The sequence below is a fragment of the Streptomyces sp. NPDC050617 genome, assembly GCF_040654795.1.
GTDB lineage: Bacteria > Actinomycetota > Actinomycetes > Streptomycetales > Streptomycetaceae > Streptomyces.
Genome location: NZ_JBFAIS010000005.1, coordinates 208967 through 224639 on the forward strand (window position 1 = coordinate 208967; position 15673 = coordinate 224639).

Sequence of the window (15673 nt, forward strand, 5' to 3'; positions counted from 1 at the left end):
GAACGACGCCCAGGCCCCGGCGGGTGGCGCCCGCCGGGGCCTGGCGGGCGTGGTGGGGACTGCGGGCGAAGGGTGGGCGCGATACCGTCGGGGGCGGCAACCGGACGGGCCCATAGGGGTTTTGGTGGGGATCGAGAGCGATCAGCTCGTTTATGACTATTTGAGCCGGGTCGGCGACCTGGCTCAGCAGCACGGCCTGCCGTCCGGCGACCGGATGCGGCTGGTCGCCCGGTTGCGTACGGACATCGACCAGCAGCGCGCGGCGCTCGGCATGGCGGAGAACCCCTCCGCCGTGAAGCGCATCCTGGCCAAGATGGGCGCCCCCGAGAAGATCGTGGAGGCCGCGGGTCCGGCCGCCGGCGCCGCGGGCGCGGGGACCGACGGGGCCAACGCCGCGCCCGTGCACTCGCCCGTCACGGGACGCCCGCGTTCCGCCGCGCGCGACAAGCTCTCCGGGCTCACCGGCCTCGCGGGGCGCTCCGGGCGCGGGGGCAGAGGGCCCGCCAAGGTGCCCGCGCCGCGCGTCGAGGGCGAGCCCGAGCGTTCGCCCACCGCCGCCCTGCCGCCCCACCTCGCGGGCGAGGACGAACTGGGGCCGGGCACGGACGCCCCCGACTGGTGGCGGATCGAACCGAAGCCGTACGCCGAGGGCGAGACCGTGCACGGCTTCGTCGGCGGCATCGAGATACCCGAGATACTCAAACCCCCGCCGAAGCCGGACGCGGCGCCGCGCGGACCCGTCGAAAAGGCGCCGGCCGAGGACGACGAGGCCGAGGAAGAGGCCGCGGAAGCGGAGGAGGAGGCCGGGGCCGTCGAGGGCGGGGCGGTCCGGCGGCGGCTGCGCGTCCTGCCGCGGCGCGGCGCGCGCGAGGGCTCCGGCGTCCGGATGAGCCCGCTGATCGTCCTCGCCGCCGTCCTCCTCGTCGTGGGCGCCGTGCTCGGCAACTGGATCGTTCTCGGCCTGGGCTGGGCGCTCGCCTACACCACGCGGCGGCTCTCCCGTACGGAGTCGCAGTGGGCCGTGATGGTCGTGCCGGGGCTCACGGCGGCGGGCGGGATCGTCTGGCTGTGGGGCCGGTCCGCCGGGCACTGGGGCGACCCGATCCCCCAAGGGCAGATGGGCCCGGCCCTCTCCGAGACGTGGCCCGTGGTCGTACGGGTCGCCGCCGTCGCCTCGGCGGCCTTCCTCGTCTGGCGGGCCCGGCGGCAGCTCTGACGGCTGCTCGGCCGGGCCCGGTCCCTCTACCGCCCCTTCGTCAGGTCCGCCCGCAGCTCGTCGAGGATCTTGCCGGCCGCCGTGTAGCCGATGCCCTGGAGCCACAGCTGGTCGTCGACCTTGAACGTGCGGCCGTTCCGCGCCGCCTTCATGTTCTTCCAGAGCGCGCTGCCCGTGGCCTGCGACTCCTTCGACTTCTTCGGATCGCCGTAGGTGGACGTGAAGACGGCGTCGGCGTCGGCCTCGTCGATCTGCTCGGGGCTGACGTCGTACGAGAACCCGTCCCTCGCCTTGTCCACGATCGGGGGCCGGCCGAGGCCGACGTCGGCGAGGAGGGTGCCGATGTAGTTCTGCCTGCCGTAGATGCGGATATCCGCGCCCTCCACGAACCGCACGACGTTGACCTCCGTGGCGGCGGCCTTCTCCGGGCCGCCCAGCGCGGCGGTGACGCGCTTCGCGTGCGCGGTGTAGTCGGCGACGGCCTTCCTCGCCTCGGCCGCCTTGCCGAGCGCCGTCGCGTGCGTGCCGAAGTTGGCCTTCCACGGGAAGCCGGTGGCGCCGGTCATCACGGTCGGGGCGATCTGCGACAGCTCCTCGTAGCGCGAGGCGTCCCGGTCCTTGTTGGTGAGGATGAGGTCGGGCTTGAGCGCGGCGATCGCCTCCAGGTTGGGCGCGGCGACGGCGCCCACGTCCTTTATGCCGGAGACCTTGTCCTTGGGCAGGTAGTCGAGGAACCCGGTCGCGACGTCGGCGTGGGTCGCGCCGACCGGCCGTACGCCGAGGGTGATCGCGGAGTCGAGCTCGGCGGTGTCGAGGACGACGACGCGCCGGGGATGGTCCTTGACCTTCACGGCCCCCATGGCCGTCTGCACCGTGTGGGTGCCGGCCCCGGAGCCCGAGGTCTTTCCGTTCTCCGACCCCGAACCGCAGGCCGACAGGGTGAGGGCGACGGCGGCCAGAGCGGCAGGCAAGCCCACGGCCGCCGCACCGCGAGGGCGGAGAGTGCGATGCATGTCAGGACCTCTCGTCGGCGGGGGCGGACCGGTGCGCCGCGAGCTGAGGCTGCCCCGGCCGACGCCCGGCCATTCGGCTCCGCCGCGCCGCCCTAGTCCGTCCGCGCGCCCCGTACGGCCGTGCCGCCGTCGTCCCCCGCCTGCCACGGCGCGCCCGGCACCACCAGCGGGCTGCCGGTCACCGGGTCCGGGACCACGACCGACTCCAGGCCGAAGACCTCGCGTACGAGGCGCGCCGTGACGACGTCCGAGGGGCGGCCCCGCGCCACGATCCGGCCCTTCTTCATGGCGACGAGGTGGTCGGCGTAGCGGGCGGCCTGGTTGAGGTCGTGCAGGACCGCGACGACCGTGCGGCCGCGTTCGCGGTTGAGCTGGCGGACCAGGTCGAGGACCTCCACCTGGTGCGAGATGTCGAGGTAGGTCGTCGGCTCGTCCAGGAGCAGCAGGTCCGTCTCCTGGGCCAGGGCCATCGCGATCCACACGCGCTGTCGCTGGCCGCCCGACAGCTCGTCCACGGACCGGTCGGCGAGCGCCGTGACGTCCGTACGCTCCATGGCGTCCGTGACGGCGCGCTCGTCCTCGTCCGACCACTGCCGCCACCAGTGCTGATGCGGCTGGCGGCCGCGGGCCACCAGGTCGGCCACGGTGATCGCGTCGGGCGCCACCGGCGTCTGCGGCAGCAGCCCGACCGCCTGCGCGATCTTGCGGGTCGGTATCCGGCTCAGCTCCGCGCCGTCCAGCAGCACCGCCCCGCGCCGCGGCTTGAGCAGCCGCCCGAGCGCCCGCAGCAGCGTCGACTTGCCGCAGGCGTTGGGGCCGACGATGACGGTGACCTCGCCGTGCGGGATGTCGAGGTCCAGGCCGTCGACGACCGTGCGGTCCTCGTAGGCGAGGGTCAGATCGCGGGCGGTGAGCCGGGCCCCGGCCGGGGTCCGGTCCGCGGTGGTGTCCGCTGCCTCGGTCACGCTTTTCCTCCGGTACGGCTGCGGATGATGAGCCAGATCAGATACGGGGCCCCGATGACGGCCGTCAGGACGCCCACCGGCAGTTCCGTCGGCGCGAACAGCTTGCGGGCCAGCAGGTCGGCGACGACCACGATGAAGGCGCCCAGCAGCGCCGAGCACAGCAGCGGGATCTGCGCCGTGCGCGTCACGCGGCGCGCGATCTGCGGGGCGAGGAGCGCCACGAAGTCGACCGGGCCCGCCGCGCCCGTGGCCATCGACGCGAGGACGACGCCGAGCGCGACGAGCCCGAGCCGCACCCGGCCCAGCCGCACGCCCAGGGCCGTCGCCGTGTCGTCGTCCATCGAGACCGTGCGCTGCGCCCTGGCGGCCCAGAGCACGAAGGGGCTGAGCAGCAGCAGCGCCCAGGCGAGCGGCGCGGCCTCGTCCCAGCCCCGGCCGTTGAGGGAGCCGGTCATCCACACCTGCGCCTGCTGGGCCACGAGGTAGTCGCCCTTGGTGAGGAACAGCTGGGTGACGGAGCGCAGCGCGACCGCGAAGCCGATGCCGATGAGGACGAACCGCGCGGCGTGCAGCCCGCCGCGCCAGGCGAAGACGTAGACGAGCGCCGCCGCCACGAGCCCGCCCGCGACGGAGAGGTAGGGCAGCGCCGCGTACGAGGTGACGCCGAGCGTCATCGCGCCCACCGTCAGCGCGCTCGCGCCCTGCGTCACGCCGATGATGTCGGGGCTGGCGAGCGGGTTGCGCGCCACGGTCTGGATCAGCGCCCCGGCGATCCCGAAGGCGACGCCGACCAGCAGGCCCACCGTCATGCGCGGCAGCCGCAGCGTCCCGACGACCAGTTCGTCGGGCGACGGCCGCCCGACGAGGACCTTGATCACTTCGCCGGGCGCCACGAAGGACTCGCCGACGCACAGATACGCCACGCACCCGGCGGCCAGCAGCACGGCCAGCGCCGCCGCGACGAGCGCCGCCCGCCGGTGCAGCAGGAAGGACGCGCGCCCGGCCCGTACGAGGGCGTACCCGGCGGGGCGCACCGGGCCGACAGCGGAGGCGGTCATGAGGCCACCGCCTTCCGGCGGACCAGGGTCACCAGGAACGGCACCCCGATCAGCGCCGTCATCACCCCCGCCGGCACCTCGCTCGGCGGGAAGACGATCCGTCCGATGACGTCGGACACGAGCAGCATCACCGGTCCGACGAGCGCCGCCATCGGCAGCACCCACCGGTGGTCGGTGCCGACGATCGCGCGCGCGATGTGCGGCACCGCGAGGCCCACGAAGGCGATCGGCCCGGCCGCCGCGACGCCCACGCCGGTGAGGACCGTCGCGCCGAGGCCGCCCACGATCCGTACGACGGCGACGTTCTGGCCGAGCCCCTTGGCGACGTCCTCGCCCAGCGCCAGCGCGTCCAGGCCGCGCGCCACCGAGAACACCAGCACCAGGCCCGCCAGCAGGAACGGCCAGACCTGGCCGACCAGCGCGGCGTCCCGGCCGGCCAGCGAGCCGACCTGCCAGAACCGGAACTCGTCCAGCGCCGCGGCCCGCGTGGTGAGGACCGCGTGCGACACCGAGGCCAGCAGCGCGTTGATCGCGGCGCCCGCGAGCGCCAGCTTCACCGGCGTCGCCCCGCCGCGCCCGCTCGTGGCCACCGCGTAGACCGCGACGGACGCGATGCCCGCGCCCGCGAAGGCGAACCACACATAGCCGGTGAGCGAGTGCGCCCCGGCGAAGGCGATGGCCAGCACCACGCCCACCGACGCGCCCTGGCTGATGCCGAGCACGCCGGGGTCGGCGATGGGGTTGCGGGTGATGCCCTGGAGGACCGTGCCGGCCATGGCGAGCGCCGCGCCGACCATCAGCCCGACGACGGTGCGCGGCAGCCGCATGGACCGTACGATCTCGGCGCTGTTGCCCGTGCCGCCGTGCAGCAGGGCGTCGACGACCTTCGCCGGCGCGATCTGGCTGCTGCCGATGGAGAGGCTGAGCAGGACCGCGACCAGCAGGGCGGCGACGGCGGCCGTCGTCCAGCCGACGCGGCGCCGCACCAGACGCGATCTGGGGCTGCTGATCGGGACGGCTGGCATCGCTTCCACTTCGCGGGTTCGGTGCGGGTCGGCGCTGCTGCCCCGCGCTGGGCCGTACCGCCCTGTGCCGGGCCGTGCTGCCTGCGCCGGACCGCGTGCTGTCCTGCGCCGATCGGCTGAATCGCGTCGGTCGACGCGGTTCGAGGTTGTGGTTAGGCGACGCTAAGTGTACGGGCACGGGCGCGGCACAATATCGGCATGGCCCCCCATACCCCGCATCACGCGACCACCGCCCGCCCCACGGCCCCCGCCGCCGGGACCGCCGCCGAACCGGCCTTCACCGTCGGCTTCGACCTCGACATGACCCTGATCGACTCCCGGCCCGGCATCCGGGCCGCGTTCTCGGCGCTGTCCGCCGAGACGGGCGTCCACATCGACGTCGACCTGACCATCACCCGGCTCGGCCCGCCGCTGGAGCTGGAGCTCGCGCACTGGTTCCCCGCCGATCAGATCGAGCCGATCGCCGACCGCTACCGCGCGATGTACCCCGAGCACGCCATCGAGCCGACGCTCGCCATGCCGGGCGCCCGCGAGGCTGTCGCCGCCGTGCGCGAGCTGGGCGGCCGGACGATCGTCGTCACCGCCAAGTACGAGCCCAACGCCAAGCTGCACCTGGAGCGGCTCGGCATCGGCGCGGACGCCGTGATCGGCTCGCTGTGGGCCGAGGCCAAGGCCGAGGCGCTGCGCGAGTACGGGGCGGCCGTCTACGTCGGCGACCACACCGGGGACGTGCGCGGGGCGCGTACGGCCGGTGCGCTGTCCGTGGCGGTGGCGACCGGGCCGTGCGGCGCGGACGAACTGCGCTCCGCGGGCGCGGACACGGTCCTCGACGACCTGACGGCGTTCCCTGCGTGGGTGCGCCGCTACGTCAGCGAACGGGCCTGACGCCGCTCCTGCGCGATCGAGCGCAGCACGCCCGCCGCGGCGATCACGAAGCCGACGCCCATGAGCATGCAGACGACGTAGGCGACCGAGGGCAGCGGGTGCAGGCCCAGGAACAGCGGGGCGACGGTGGCCAGAGTGGCCACCGCGCCGACGAGGAAGACGATGGCGCCGATTCGTACCAGCAGGTCACCGGCGCGCGTGGGGCTGGCGGGCACGGGGGTCCGGCCCCCGGCGGAAGGAGTATCACTCACCTCAACAGGGTAGGTCCCCTAGCCCCGGGGCGTTTGTCCCCATGGGCCAAAGCGCAGCGGAACCACCCGAGGACGTCTTGTCACCGGGCCCGGGACCATTAGCCTTGGCAGTGGCGGGTCCTGCGGCCCGCTGTAGTGCTATCCAGAGCCGTTTTCAGCTGCTTCCCGACGAGTACGAGGACGAGGACAGACGTGCCTACCGGCAAGGTCAAGTGGTTCAACAGCGAGAAGGGCTTCGGCTTTCTCTCCCGCGACGACGGCGGCGACGTCTTCGTGCACTCCTCAGTACTCCCGGACGGAGTCGAGGCGCTCAAGCCCGGCCAGCGCGTCGAATTCGGCGTCGTGGCGGGACAGCGCGGCGACCAGGCGCTCACGGTGACGCTGCTCGACCCCGCGCCGTCGGTCGCGGCCGCGCAGCGCCGCAAGCCCGACGAACTCGCCTCGATCGTGCAGGACCTCACCACGCTCCTGGAGAACGTCACCCAGCAGCTGGAGCGCGGCCGCTACCCCGACAAGGCGCACGGCGCGAAGATCGCGGGCATGCTGCGGGCGGTCGCGGACCAGCTGGACGTCTAGGACTCCGCCCCTTTTCGCCTACGCGAAGGCGAGCGCGTCCGGGCCGAGGGGCGGTACGAGCCCCTCGGCCGCGGCGCGCGTGAGGAGCCCGCGCACCGCCGCGTAGCCGTCCTCCCCGAGGTCGGCCGTGAACTCGTTGACGTACAGCCCGATGTGCCGGTCCGCGACGGCCGGGTCCATCTCCTGCGCGTGCTCCAGCACATACGGCCGGGAGACCTCCGGGTCGTCCCACGCCATCCGCACCGACGTCCGCGCGGCCTCGGCCAGCTCCCGCAGCCGCTCCGCGCCGAGCGAGCGCTTCGCGATGATCGCGCCCAGCGGGATGGGCAGCCCGGTGGTGGCCTCCCAGTGCTCGCCCATGTCGGCGAGGCGGTGCAGCCCGTAGTCCTGGTAGGTGAACCGCGCCTCGTGGATGACCAGGCCCGCGTCGACCTTGCCGTCCCGGACGGCGGGCATGATCTCGTGGAACGGCAGCACGACCACGTCGCCGACCCCGCCCGGCACCTCGGCCGCCGCCCAGAGCCGGAAGAGCAGATACGCCGTCGACCGCTCGCTGGGCACCGCGACGGTCTTCCCCCGCAGGCTCGCCGGATCACCGGCCTCCGCCGATTCCCGGGTGAGGACGAGCGGGCCGCAGCCGCGCCCCAGCGCGCCGCCGCAGGGCAGCAGGGCGTAGTCGTCGAGGACCCAGGGCAGCACCGCGTACGACACCTTGAGCACGTCGAACTCGCCGCGCTCCGCCATGCCGTTGGTGATGTCGATGTCCGCGAAGGTCACATCGAGGGCGGGCGCGCCGGGGACGCGGCCGTGCGCCCACGCGTCGAAGACGAAGGTGTCGTTCGGGCACGGCGAGTACGCGATCTTCAGAGGCGCGTTCATGGGGTTCTCTCCTCTTCTTCGCTTACGGGCTCAAGTCGGCCCATCAAGTCGGCCCAGCGGCCGAAGGCCCGCGCCAGTACGTCCAGGGCCTCCCCGATCCGCCAGGCCGCCCGGTCGCGCGGCCCCACCGGGTTGGAGACCGCCCGGACCTCCAGCGCGGGCACGCCGTGCGCGGCGGCGGCCTCGGCGACGCCGAACCCCTCCATCGCCTCGGCGAGCGCACCCGGGTGACGGGCCGTCAGCTCAGCGGCGCGCGCGGCGGAACCGGTCGCGGTGGACACCGTGAGCACGGCGCCGGGCGCCGCTCCCGTCGCCTCGGCCACGGCCCGTACCAGATGCTCCGGAGCCTGGTGCGCCACGGTCCCGAAGCCGAGCTCGGCGGTGGAGCGGAACCCGTCGGGCGTCTCGGCGCCCAGGTCGGCGGCGATGATCGCGTCCGAGACCACCAGCGAGCCGACGGGCGCGGCGGGCTGGAAGCCGCCGCCGATGCCCGCGGACAGCACGAGGTCGTACGGCTGCGAGCGGAGCGCCGCGGCGGCGAGCGCGGCGGCGGCCCCGGCCCCGGCGGCGCCCGGACCCACGCCCGCCGCCAGCGCGTCGAGCACCGGCCCGGCGGAGTGGCGCACCCGGTGCAGCATCCCGCCCGGCACGGCGATCTCCGCCGGGGGCTCCGCGGGGTCCCCGGCGGGCGACGCGCCGCGCACGACCGCGTCGCGCTCGGCGGGGACGGCGGTGACGACGAGTACGCGCATCAGTGGAGACCCCTCACGCCGCGTCAGGAGCCGTCGCGCTCCAGGTTGAAGTGCCACATGCCCTTGGCCTCGCCCTTGCTGAGCTCGATGACCGTGACGGTGACCTTGTCCATCAGGGTCGCCTGGCCCATCTGGTTCTTCTGCGTGAAGAGGGTGTCCGTGTCGAACGTGCGGTACGTGTTGTTGGTGGGCTCCGGCATGACCGGCCCGCCCGCGACGACGACCCAGCCGGTGTCGGCGATCTTCGGCTCCACGCCGATGCGCACCTTCTCGCCGGCGCCGACCTTCACGGTCTTGCCGTCCTTCTTCGACAGGCACTTCTCCATCACGGACTTCTCGAGCGCCTTGCCGTCGCCGAAGCAGCCGGCGGTGGCCTCGGAGGTCACGGTGGTCGAGCCGACGGTCACCGTGGCCAGCGGAGTCGGCTTGTCGCAGGCGGTAAGGGCGACAAGCCCCAAGGTCACGGCACCGACGGCGGCAGCGGCGCGGCGGCCCTTACCCCGGGAAAACAGAGCGGTCATGCGGGCAGGTTATCGGTCGCCTCCGCTCACGCCACGCGGGGGTGCGGCGTGCCGCGCCGGGCGGCGGCCAGCAGACCCCGTACGGAAGCGGCCACGCCCAGCGCGACGACCGCCGCGGCGACCGACATGCCGAGCACTCCGTTGAGCGGCAGCAGGATGCCGATCGCCCCGCCCGCCACCCACGACATCTGCAACAGCGTCTCCGAGCGCGCGAACGCGGACGTACGGACCTCCTCCGGCACATCGCGCTGGATCATCGAGTCCAGCGACTGCTTGCCGAGCGCCTGCGAGATGCCGGCCGTCGCCGCGACGACGGCGAGCGCCACGGGGCTGTAGAGGACGGCCGCGACGACGGCCGCGGTCAGCGCCGCCGTCAGCACCAGCGCGATCATCGACTCCGGCGCGCGGGAGCGCAGCAGCGCGCCGATGGCCGTGCCGAGCGCGTTGCCGCCGCCCGCCGCCACGGCGACGACGCCCAGCGAGACCGCCGCGCTCAGCCCGTGCATCGGATGCTCGCGCAGCATGAACGCCAGAAAGAAGGTGAGGAAGCCGGAGAGCATCCGGAACGCGCTGTTGGCCTGGAGCCCGTGCAGGACGGACGAGCCGACCGTCCGCAGCCCGAGCGGCTTCGGCCGCCGCGGCTGATGGCGCCGCCCCCGCCGGGTCAGCGCCGGAACGCGTACGGGCCGGTGCTCGCGCGTGGTCAGGCGGGCCCGCGCCTCGCCCTTCGCCGAGTCCACCTTGTGGGGCAGCGAGATCGACAGGACCATGCCGACGAGGAAGAGCACACAGGCCCCGTACAGCGGCCAGGCCGCGCCGATCTGATGCAGCCCCGCGCCGATCGGCGCCGCCGCGCCGGTGGCCAGCAGGCCGCCGAGCGTCACCCGCGAGTTCGCCTTGACCAGCGAGATCCGCGGCGGCAGGAGGCGCGGCACGACCGCGGACCGCACGACGCCGTACGCCTTGGAGGCCACCAGCACGCCCAGCGCCGCCGGATACAGCTCCAGGCTGCCGCTCACCACCGCGCCCGTCATGGTCAGCGCGAGCAGCGCGCGGGTCAGCATCGCGCTCGCCATGGCGGCCCGGCGGCCGTGCGGCAGCCGGTCCAGCAGCGGGCCGATGACCGGGGCGAGCAGGACGAAGGGCGCCATCGTGACGGCCAGGTACAGGGCCACCCGGCCGCGCGCCTGGTCGGTGGGGACGGAGAAGAAGACGGTGGAGGCCAGCGCCACCGTGATCAGCATGTCGCCGGCCGAGTGCACCGCGTGCAGCTCGATCAGCTTGCCGAGACCGGACTCGCCCGCGCCGTGCGCGTGCGTGGCGCGCCGGACGGCCCGGGCCGCCCCGGTGAACGGCGCGCGCAGGGCGTGACCGGCTGCCCGTCCCGCCCGGCGGAGCGGGCTGCCATGAGCGGACCGGATGGCTCCCACCACGCCATACTGCCCCAAGACGTGCGGAAGATGGCGCGTTACCGCCATCTGCCGGTCAGAAGGCGATCATTCGCCGCTCCGTCGCCGAGGCGTCCCCGGGGATCCGCGCGGTGTTCCCCGTTCCCCGCGGTGCTCCTCGCGGGTGTCCTTTCCGTATCGGGTCGGGCACGGGGAGATCTCCGCCGGACGCCGCGACACGGCCGTACGGGTCCGGCACGGCGCGCCGGTACGGGCATGGGCCCCGGACGCGTACGGATGTGAGGCTCGCCGTGGCCCGGGTATCCCCCGCGCGGTCGAGCGGGGTAGCGTGCGTAGCGCGCCACCGGCGGTCGTTCTTGGCCGCGCGCCGAGTCTCGATCCCGCAGAATGGGTCATACAAGGTGCGCCCCTGACCGTTCGGGCGCGGACGTCGACGCGGTCCCCCGGTCCGCTCCGTCCGCCGACCCGGCCGTACGGCCGGCGCACTCGTGAGACGGCGTGGAAGAGAGAATCGATCCTGTGAGTGCTGCGATGCGAAGCCGGACCCCTGACCGCCTGTGCGCCGAGGCGGTCGAATTGGCCCGTGCGGCGGCCGAGGAAGCGGCGCTCCCCGGAATGGTCGGCGAGCACGTGGAGGTCGCCGCCGAGGGCGACCGCGTCGTCACCCACTTCTTCGCCTGCCAGGAGCCCGGCTACCGGGGCTGGCGCTGGGCGGTGACGGTCGCCCGCGCGTCCCGTGCCAAGGCCGTCACCCTGGACGAGGCCGTCCTGCTGCCCGGCCCCGACGCGCTGCTCGCCCCCGAATGGGTGCCGTGGAGCGAGCGGCTGCGCCCCGGCGACATGGGTCCGGGGGACCTGCTGCCGACCGAGGCCGACGACCTGCGTCTGGAGCCGGGGTTCTCCGGGGAGGACGCGCCGCCGCCGAGCTCCGTCCTGGCGGACGAGGCCACTGCCGGGCGGCGGCTGGCGGATCTGGCCGATGCCGAGGACGCGGAGCTGACGGGCCCCTCCGGTGAGGCCGCTTCGGCCGCCGAGCCCGCCGCCACGACGGAGCGGGGCCGTATCACCGCCGTCGCGGAGGAGCTCGGCATGCGCCGGGCGCGCGTCCTGTCCCGGTACGGGCTGCATGCCGCGGCCGACCGGTGGGACGAGCTGTACGGGCCCAAGACCCCGATGGCGCAGGCCGCGCCCGCCTCCTGCGCCAGCTGCGGATTCCTCGTGCCGCTGGCGGGGTCGCTGCGGCAGGCGTTCGGCGTGTGCGCCAACGAGTTCGGGCCGGCGGACGGGCATGTGGTGTCGCTGGGGTTCGGGTGCGGGGGGCATTCGGAGGCGGCCGTCATGCCTAAGCCCTTGCGGCCGGCTGCTCCTGTGATCGATGAGACGTTGGTCGATCCGTTGCCGTTGCGGCCGGATCGGGGCGGCGGGTCCGTGGAGCCGGACGCTCCGGCGGAGGAGCTGGGTCACTCCTGACGGGAGTTCAGCCCTCGGCTGGATGATCGCGCGGTTCCTCGCGCCCCTTGGGGGGGGCTGGTGTGGTTCGTCGGCCGCGGTCCGGTTGTGGCTGGTCGCGCAGTTCCTCGCGCCCCTGGTGGGGCTGGTGTGGGCGGTCGGCCGGGGGCTCCCCGCGCCCCTGATGGGGCTGGTGTGGGCGGTCGGCTGCGGGGTTCCTCGCGCTCCTGATGGGGCTGGTGTGGGTGGTTGGGGGCGGTTCCCTGCGCTCCTTTCGGGGCGCTCGCCGTTTGCGTTGCCGAGGCGTGGAGAGCAGCTAGGGGCGGAAGCGCTGTACGTTTCGCGGCAGGCAGTGCGGCGGGAAATTGGTGCGGGGCTAGTAGGGGAGACGACACGTGAGCGGCGCGGCGATGGTGCGAGGCGTGGGCGAGGACGCGGACCCGTTCGGGACCGGGCGGCTGCGGCGCGGGGTGCTGGACGCCTGGGCCGCGTCGCCCGCGCGGTTCCGTGAGGACGCCAACGCCGAGGAGGACCTGTCGCTCGGCGGCTACCGCGACCGGCTCGTCGTCGAGCTGGCGCAGAACGCCGCCGATGCCGCCGCCCGCGCCGGCGTCCCCGGCCGGCTGCGGCTGACGCTGCACCCCGGCCGCGACGGCGCGCCTGCCGTCCTCGCCGCCGCCAACACCGGCGCCCCTCTCGACGCCGCCGGCGTGGAGTCCCTGTCCACCCTCCGGGCCTCCGCCAAGCGGGACGAGGAGGGGGCCGGCGGCGCCGTCGGGCGCTTCGGCGTCGGGTTCTCCGCCGTCCTCGCCGTCAGCGACGAGCCCGCCGTCGTCGGCCGCTCCGGCGGCGTCCGGTTCTCGCTCGCCGAGGCCCGGCTCATCGCGGCGGACGCCGCGTCGGCGGCGCCCGGACTCGGCGCGGAGATCCGCCGCCGCGACGGTCACGTGCCGCTGCTGCGGCTGCCCCTGCCGGCCGAGGGCTCCGCCCCCGACGGGTACGACACCGTCGTCGTCCTGCCGCTGCGCGACGGCGCGGCCGAGGACCTGACGGCGCGGCTCCTGGCGGACCTCGACGACGCGCTGCTGCTGACCCTGCCGGGACTGTCCGAGGTCGTCGTGGAGACGGCGGACGGCGTGCGGACGGTGACGCGCCGCACCGACGGCCCGTACACCGTCGTCGAGGACAGCGCCCGCACCGTTCCCGCCCGCTGGCGCGTCGCGCGCACCGGCGGCCCGCTGAACGCGGCGCTGCTCGCCGGCCGCCCGGTGGAGGAGCGGCTGCGCCCGAACTGGTCGGTGACGTGGGCGGTGCCCGTGGACGCCGACGGCGCGCCCGTACGGCCGACGACCGCGCCCGTGCTGCACGCGCCGACCCCGACCGACGAGCCGCTGGGCCTGCCCGCCCTGCTCATCGCCTCCTTCCCGCTGGAGCCCACCCGCCGCCGCACCGCGCCCGGCGCGCTCACGGACTTCCTGGTGGCGCGGGCCGCCGAGGGGTACGCGGCGCTGCTGGGCGACTGGCGGCCCGTCGGCCCCGGCACCGTCGACCTGGTGCCCGGCCCCCTCGGCAAGGGCGAACTCGACGGCGAGCTGCGCCGCCTGCTGCTGGAGCGGCTGCCCAGGGTCCCGTTCCTGCCCAGCGCCGCCGCCGAACAGGGCGGCGAGCCCGCGGCGGACCGTGTTCCCGACGCCGCCTTCGACGACCCCACCGCGCTCACCGGCACGGCCGGGAACGCGTACGTGCTGCGCCCCGCCGACGCCGAGATCGTGGAGGGCGCCGGGGCCGCGACCGTCGCCGCGCTCGCCGAGCTGTTCCCCAGCCTGCTGCCCGCCGGGCTGGAGCGCCGGGTCGAGCTGCGCGTCCTCGGGGTGGAGCGGGTGCCGCTGGGGGAGATGGTCGACCGGCTGGCCGGGGTCGAGCGGGACCCCGCGTGGTGGCGGCGGCTGTACGACTCGCTGGCGGGGGTCGACCCGGACCGGCTGTCGGGGCTGCCGGTGCCGCTCGCGGACGGCCGTACGACCATCGGCCCCCGCCAGGTGCTGCTGCCGGGCGCCGCGGACGGGGCCCGGCACGAGGCGCTCGCCCGGCTCGGGCTGAAGGTCGCGCACCCCGACGCCGCGCACCCGCTGCTGGAGAAGCTGGGCGCGGTGCCCGCGTCCCCGCGCGCCGTCCTGACGACGCCCCAGGTGCGGGCGGCGGTCGCGAACTCGCTGGACGCGGACGACGACGCGTACGGGCTGCTCGAAGGCGACGCGCTCGGTGCCGAGGAGCTGGCGGAGACCGTGCTCGCGCTCGTACGGGACGCGCACCTGGCCCCCGGCGACGAGCCGTGGCTGGCGGCGCTGGCGCTCCCCGACGAGGACGGCGAACTGGCACCGGCCGGTGAACTCGTGCTGCCGGGCAGCCCGTTCGAGCAGGTCGTACGGGCCGGGGAGCTGGCCGCCTGCGACGCGGAGCTGGCCGAGCGGTGGGGCGAGCAGCCGCTCACCGCGGTGGGCGTGCTCGCCACCTTCGCCCTCGTGCGCGCCACCGACGTCGTCCTGGACCCCGACGAACTGGAGCCCCGCGACGGCGATTTCGCGGAGCCGGACGACGCCGGGCTGCTGGACGCCGTCGACGTGTGGTGCGAGGACGTGCTCGACGGGCTGGAGCAGACGGCGGTGCCGCCGGTGGCCACCGAGATCGTGGCCGTACGCGACCTGGACCTGGTCGACGACGACGCGTGGCCGCAGGCGCTGCGGATGCTCGCGCAACCGCCGCTGCGCGACGCGCTGACCGCGCCCGTACGGGTGCTGCTGCCGGACGGCACGACGGAGTCGGTGCGCCCGTACACGGCGTGGTGGCTGCGCGGCCACCCCGTGCTGGACGGGCGGCGCCCGGCCGGCCTGCGGGCCGGGGGCGGCGACCCGCTGCTGGCCGGACTGTACGAGGCCGCCGACGCGGCCGACCTCCTCGGCGACGGCGGCGACGAGCAGGTGCTGCGGGCCCTGGGCGTACGGACCTCCGCGGCCTCCCTCCTGGACGAGCCCGGTGGCGCCGCCGAGCTGCTGGCGCGGCTCGCGGACGACCGGCTGCCGGTCGGCGCGACCCAACTGCACGGCCTCTACAGCGCGCTGTCCGCCCTCGACCCCGAGCAGGTCACGCTCCCCGACGAGCTGCGGGCCGTCGTCGACGGCGAGGTGCGGGTCGTGGACGCGGCGGACGCGCTGATCGCCGACGCCCCGGACCTGCTGCCCCTGACGGCGGGCCGGGCGCTGCTGCCCGTACGGCCCGCGCTGGCGGCGGACCTCGCGGAGCTGCTGCAAGTACGGCGGCTGAGCGAGGAATTCACGGCTCCGGCGCCCGGCGGCGGCGAGCGGCGCGAGGTGCCGGACGGCGTGCGGGTCCTGCTGCCGGGCGCGCCGGACTCGTACGTCGAGCACGAGGAGCTGACGGTCGAAGGCGTCGAACTGGACTGGCGTTACGGCCCGGACGGGGTGCTGCACGCCTCGACGCTGGAGGGCGTCGCGGCGGGCCTGGCATGGGCGGCCGGCCACTGGAGCCGGCGCTTCGAGGCGGCGGCGCTGCTGGAGGACCCGTCCCGGACGGATGAGCTGGCCGAGGCCCGCTGGTTCGACTAGAACCGCACCGGCCGCCCGCCGGCCCGACCGAAGGTTCTGTCCCGCTGTCCC

General features: G+C 75.0%; 14 protein-coding genes. 5 read left to right on the top strand and 9 right to left on the bottom strand.

Going from position 1 to position 15673, the window contains the following annotated elements:
- The first annotated feature begins 124 nt into the window (after positions 1 to 124).
- A complete protein-coding gene (locus tag AB0I49_RS09545) occupies positions 125 to 1216 on the top strand; it encodes a hypothetical protein (RefSeq protein ID WP_363226263.1) in 1092 nt (363 codons plus the stop codon).
- A gap of 26 nt (positions 1217 to 1242) precedes the next feature.
- Here the strand turns inward: AB0I49_RS09545 and AB0I49_RS09550 are convergent, their stop codons facing one another.
- The 4 genes from AB0I49_RS09550 to AB0I49_RS09565 all read right to left on the bottom strand — a co-directional run bounded on the left by AB0I49_RS09550 (position 1243) and on the right by AB0I49_RS09565 (position 5277).
- Positions 1243 to 2229 (bottom strand): iron-siderophore ABC transporter substrate-binding protein, encoded by a 987-nt coding sequence (locus AB0I49_RS09550; RefSeq protein WP_363226264.1) that lies wholly within the window; start codon positions 2227 to 2229, stop codon positions 1243 to 1245.
- 92 nt (positions 2230 to 2321) lie between these two features.
- Positions 2322 to 3194, bottom strand: a complete 873-nt coding sequence (locus AB0I49_RS09555; protein ID WP_363226265.1) for an ABC transporter ATP-binding protein — start codon at positions 3192 to 3194, stop codon at positions 2322 to 2324.
- Positions 3191 to 4252 carry an iron chelate uptake ABC transporter family permease subunit gene (locus tag AB0I49_RS09560; protein WP_363226266.1) on the bottom strand — a complete coding sequence of 354 codons (1062 nt, stop codon included), beginning with the start codon at positions 4250 to 4252 and terminating at the stop codon, positions 3191 to 3193. The genes AB0I49_RS09555 and AB0I49_RS09560 overlap by 4 nt, the downstream gene beginning before the upstream one ends.
- On the bottom strand, positions 4249 to 5277 hold the full coding sequence (locus tag AB0I49_RS09565) for an iron ABC transporter permease (RefSeq protein WP_363226267.1): 1029 nt from the start codon (positions 5275 to 5277) through the stop codon (positions 4249 to 4251). Before AB0I49_RS09565 ends, AB0I49_RS09560 begins: the two co-directional genes overlap by 4 nt.
- Before the next feature lie 198 nt (positions 5278 to 5475).
- On the opposite strand from AB0I49_RS09565, the gene AB0I49_RS09570 reads away from it, so the two are divergent.
- Complete coding sequence (locus AB0I49_RS09570) at positions 5476 to 6162, top strand: HAD family hydrolase (RefSeq protein ID WP_363226268.1); 687 nt, start codon at positions 5476 to 5478, stop codon at positions 6160 to 6162.
- Here the strand turns inward: AB0I49_RS09570 and AB0I49_RS09575 are convergent.
- Positions 6141 to 6413 (bottom strand): hypothetical protein, encoded by a 273-nt coding sequence (locus tag AB0I49_RS09575; protein WP_363226269.1) that lies wholly within the window; start codon positions 6411 to 6413, stop codon positions 6141 to 6143. The genes AB0I49_RS09570 and AB0I49_RS09575 overlap by 22 nt on opposite strands.
- Before the next feature lie 192 nt (positions 6414 to 6605).
- On the opposite strand from AB0I49_RS09575, the gene AB0I49_RS09580 reads away from it, so the two are divergent.
- Positions 6606 to 6989, top strand: coding sequence for a cold-shock protein (locus AB0I49_RS09580; protein ID WP_030881035.1), 384 nt, complete (start codon positions 6606 to 6608; stop codon positions 6987 to 6989).
- 18 nt (positions 6990 to 7007) lie between these two features.
- Here the strand turns inward: AB0I49_RS09580 and AB0I49_RS09585 are convergent, their stop codons facing one another.
- The 4 genes from AB0I49_RS09585 to AB0I49_RS09600 are packed head-to-tail and all read right to left on the bottom strand — an operon-like array spanning position 7008 to position 10571.
- Positions 7008 to 7868 carry a 1,4-dihydroxy-6-naphthoate synthase gene (locus AB0I49_RS09585; protein ID WP_363226270.1) on the bottom strand — a complete coding sequence of 287 codons (861 nt, stop codon included), beginning with the start codon at positions 7866 to 7868 and terminating at the stop codon, positions 7008 to 7010.
- Positions 7865 to 8620 (bottom strand): futalosine hydrolase, encoded by a 756-nt coding sequence (locus AB0I49_RS09590; protein ID WP_363226271.1) that lies wholly within the window; start codon positions 8618 to 8620, stop codon positions 7865 to 7867. The genes AB0I49_RS09585 and AB0I49_RS09590 overlap by 4 nt, the downstream gene beginning before the upstream one ends.
- 23 nt (positions 8621 to 8643) lie before the next feature.
- Complete coding sequence (locus tag AB0I49_RS09595; RefSeq protein ID WP_363226272.1) at positions 8644 to 9141, bottom strand: hypothetical protein; 498 nt, start codon at positions 9139 to 9141, stop codon at positions 8644 to 8646.
- Positions 9142 to 9167: 26 nt separating this feature from the next.
- Entirely contained in the window at positions 9168 to 10571 is a 1404-nt protein-coding gene (locus tag AB0I49_RS09600; protein ID WP_363226273.1) for an MFS transporter, read from the bottom strand.
- Positions 10572 to 11069: 498 nt separating this feature from the next.
- On the opposite strand from AB0I49_RS09600, the gene AB0I49_RS09605 reads away from it, so the two are divergent.
- Both AB0I49_RS09605 and AB0I49_RS09610 read left to right on the top strand, forming a co-directional pair.
- Positions 11070 to 12020: a DUF3027 domain-containing protein gene (locus AB0I49_RS09605; protein WP_363226274.1), complete on the top strand. Its 951-nt coding sequence runs from the start codon at positions 11070 to 11072 to the stop codon at positions 12018 to 12020.
- A 389-nt stretch (positions 12021 to 12409) separates the two neighbouring features.
- Positions 12410 to 15622 carry a molecular chaperone Hsp90 gene (locus tag AB0I49_RS09610; protein ID WP_363226406.1) on the top strand — a complete coding sequence of 1071 codons (3213 nt, stop codon included), beginning with the start codon at positions 12410 to 12412 and terminating at the stop codon, positions 15620 to 15622.
- Positions 15623 to 15673 lie beyond the last annotated feature (51 nt).

What these genes read in the sequence shown, in the direction of transcription:
- AB0I49_RS09550 (WP_363226264.1), bottom strand. Translation starts at nt 2,229, where the DNA reads ATGCATCGCACTCTCCGCCCTCGCGGTGCGGCGGCCGTGGGCTTGCCT.
- AB0I49_RS09560 (WP_363226266.1), bottom strand. Translation starts at nt 4,252, where the DNA reads ATGACCGCCTCCGCTGTCGGCCCGGTGCGCCCCGCCGGGTACGCCCTC.
- AB0I49_RS09565 (WP_363226267.1), bottom strand. Translation starts at nt 5,277, where the DNA reads ATGCCAGCCGTCCCGATCAGCAGCCCCAGATCGCGTCTGGTGCGGCGC.
- AB0I49_RS09570 (WP_363226268.1), top strand. Translation starts at nt 5,476, where the DNA reads ATGGCCCCCCATACCCCGCATCACGCGACCACCGCCCGCCCCACGGCC.
- AB0I49_RS09585 (WP_363226270.1), bottom strand. Translation starts at nt 7,868, where the DNA reads ATGAACGCGCCTCTGAAGATCGCGTACTCGCCGTGCCCGAACGACACC.
- AB0I49_RS09590 (WP_363226271.1), bottom strand. Translation starts at nt 8,620, where the DNA reads ATGCGCGTACTCGTCGTCACCGCCGTCCCCGCCGAGCGCGACGCGGTC.
- AB0I49_RS09595 (WP_363226272.1), bottom strand. Translation starts at nt 9,141, where the DNA reads ATGACCGCTCTGTTTTCCCGGGGTAAGGGCCGCCGCGCCGCTGCCGCC.
- AB0I49_RS09610 (WP_363226406.1), top strand. Translation starts at nt 12,410, where the DNA reads ATGGTGCGAGGCGTGGGCGAGGACGCGGACCCGTTCGGGACCGGGCGG.